We start from the raw sequence: 3431 nt of genomic DNA, 5'->3' as shown, positions 1-3431 counted from the left end.
GACTCAATTCGTAACAACATTATTGAAATTGCAGCAGTAAAGTTTAAAAATAATAAATCTGGCAAAAGATTCCAATCTTTTATAAATATTGGTAAACCTCTTCCGGGATTTATAAAATCCCTAACTCAAATATCTGATAAAGACCTTCTAAACGCCCCTCCGCAAAAAATGGTACTTACTGATTTTCTTGAATTCGTTGGTGATGACATCCTGTGTTTTCATAATGCAATATTTGATAGAAACTTTATTAATTCCGCTCTGGAGGAATCAGCTCTCCCCAAATTAACCAATAAATTTTATGATACTTTGGAGATTGCAAAAATATTCACTCCTCACTTAAAATCTCATTCTTTATCTAAATTATGCGAGCATTTTCAAATAGAAAATAGAGATATACATCGTGCAGAAGGTGATGCCAAAGCCACAGGCGAACTCCTTTCGCAATTAACAGAATTTATTTGTAACAATTTTAAAATTGGAACAATATATAAAATTAATGAAATTGCAGAACTTGCACCATTACAAAGTCATCTTCATAAATATCTTTCTATTCTACATAATTTTTTAACTAAAACCGCACTTAAACATAAGAAAAAGAAAATCAAACAGGATTTCTTTCCACTTAAAAATTTCATATCTAACCGAAAAAAAGAAGAAACGGCTTCAAATAAATATAACGAAAATGAAATCTTAGAGATGTTTGAAAAAGATGGTCAAATTGCTGAAAATTTTGAAAATTATGAATACAGGCAAGGTCAAATAGATATGACTGCCTGGGTAACTGAAGCTTATAAAGAAGGCAAAACTTTACTTATTGAAGCTGGAACTGGCATCGGTAAATCACTCTCTTATCTGATACCTTCAATATTTTTCTCAAAATTTGCTAAACGAAGGATTGTCATTTCAACAAATACGAAAAATCTACAAGAACAACTCTTCTATAAAGATATTCCAGCTATTCAAAATGTAACTAACCTAACATTTTCTGCTGCTTTACTGAAAGGAAGAAATAACTACCTTTGTTTAAAAAAATGGAATGATATAATATCTGATGCTGCTGGCTACCTCTCGCCTTATGAAGTAAAATTTTTTCTCAATTTGATTATATGGGCAGAAAATACAAATACAGGTGATATTGAAGAAAATCATTCATTCAACCCATCAAAGAGTTCATTATGGAAAAAAATCGCTTCTGATGGGAATTATTGTTATGGCAGAAAATGTCCCTTCTATGACAAATGCTTTGTAATTAAAATTCGTCGCCAAGCAGAAAAATCTAATCTTGTTGTCGTTAATCATTCTTTGCTATTATCTGATGCGGTAAGCGAAAATTCTGTTCTTGGAAATTACTCACATTTGGTGATTGATGAAGCTCATAACTTGCCTCAAACTGCCGCAATCCATTTTGGGTTTTCTATAAATCTATTTGATTTACTTAGTATCGCTAAAAAAATACTAACAAAAGGTGAATTTCAATACGGCATTGCAAATAACATTAGAATCGCTGTTGTAAAAAGCACAATCTCAGAAGAGAAAAAACAACTACTTAAAAATAAATTAGATAATTTTAATGAACCAATTGAAAATCTTGAAAAAATAAGTGTAGAATTCTTTAAAAATATAAATCAGATTGTTATTGAAAACGGAAGCTATGGCAAATTGCGTTTTAAAGACCTTTCAATATTTGATTCATCAAAAAACCTGGTAGAAGAGATTAACTATTACATCTCTACAATTTTTAAACTCACTAATTCAATCTATCAAGAACTCTTAAATATAAGTTCAAACATATTTCCATTTTATGACCAGAATATTTCTGATTTAGAAGGACTTTTAAATCAGATAGATGAACTTCAGATAAAATTTCAGCATACTTTCTCACCAGACTTTGAAAATTATGCTTTCTGGCTTGAGACAAGAGATAAAGAATTTAATGAAAATAGTCTTCCACATTGTTCAATAGTATGTGCGCCAATTGAAGTGAATCAAAATTTATACGATTTTTTATGGTCAAAATTAGAAACGACAATTTTAACCTCAGCAACAATTGCCATACGAGATGAATTTAAGTTTTATAAAACATTAGCAGGGCTGAATAAACTTGAAGAAGATAAACTTATGGAATACATAGCATCGTCCCCATTCAATTATCATAAGCAGATGCTGATTTTAGTTCCTGATTTTCTACCTAATCCGCAAGATACCTTCTTTTCATCGCAAGCCATATCCTTATTAGAAGAGATAGTTTCAGTTCATAATCGTGGGACATTAGTGCTTTTTACATCATATAAAGATTTAGGTATTGCATTTAATGCCTTATCTGATTCAACCTCTGAACAGAATACCACACTACTCGCACAGGGTAAAACCGGTACGCGAACCAGCATTTTAGATGCATTTCGCAAAGATGAAAATTCTGTTTTGCTTGGCACAAGAAGTTTCTGGGAAGGTGTTGATGTGCCCGGTAAATCACTTGAAATACTGATTCTGTATCGTCTGCCTTTTCTTGTTCCTACAGAACCATTAGTTGAAGCATATACTGATAAGTTAAGAAAAGAAGGTAAAAATGCATTTCTCTATTATATTCTGCCAATTTCATTGCTCCATTTCAAACAAGGATTTGGAAGATTAATTCGTAATAAGACAGATAAGGGTGTGGTTGTAATCCTTGATAGCAGAATATTTAAAAAGGATTACGGAAAGTATTTTATAAAAGTTATGCCTGTAGAATCGATTAAAATTTCTTCCAATCTTGAATTAACAGATTATATAACCGGATGGTTTGAAAAATGATTTTCTTTTATATTTGTATTCAAAATAAACAATTTACCAGGCGGTATGTTATGAAAAAGTTACTATTTTTTATCCTTTATCTGTCTTTATTCTTTATATTGAGTTCAAGTTTGAATTCTGATACTTGGCATTTACCATTCAAAATTGGAGAAAAGCTAATTTTTAAAGTTAATTACGGCATTCTAAGTGGCGGAACATTTACAATGGAAATTATAGAAGATGACACAATATCAGGGCATAAATGTTATCATATTAAATCAAGAACAAAAACAAATAAATTCTTTGATATAATCTACAAAGTTAGAGATAAAATTGACTCTTACTGGGATATGGAAAAATTAGTTTCAAGAAAATATGTAAAGAAATTATCTGAAGGACATTATAAACAATTTAGAATTCATTATTATTTCCCTGAAGACACTTTGACCCAATATGTGAAACATCGTAAAGGAAAAATAATAAAAACTGAATTCAAACCATTACCAAATGCACAGGATGCGCTTTCAATTTTCTATTATATCCGTTTGCATAATTTAAATGTTGGAGATTCAATTTATGTAAATGTAACAGCAGATGGAAGAAACTGCCGGACCAAAGTTATGATTGAAGAAAAAAAGAAGCTTAATACTATTTTTGGC

The 3431-nt window shown here is 30.4% G+C and carries 2 protein-coding genes; both read left to right on the top strand.

Annotation, left to right across the window (positions count from 1 at the left end; translation table 11 throughout):
* Positions 1-2793, top strand: a 2793-nt coding sequence (locus U9R23_08005) for a helicase C-terminal domain-containing protein (GenBank protein MEA3476363.1), incomplete at its 5' end; no start/stop codon positions are given.
* Positions 2794-2843: 50 nt separating this feature from the next.
* A partial coding sequence (locus tag U9R23_08000; GenBank protein MEA3476362.1) for a DUF3108 domain-containing protein occupies positions 2844-3431 on the top strand: 588 nt, incomplete at its 3' end.

Source organism: Candidatus Cloacimonadota bacterium (assembly GCA_034722995.1).
In the GTDB taxonomy this organism is placed as follows: Bacteria; Cloacimonadota; Cloacimonadia; order JGIOTU-2; family JGIOTU-2; genus JAGMCF01.
Note: the sequence above shows the minus strand (reverse complement) of the source record. Positions and strands in the feature narration are given on the sequence as shown.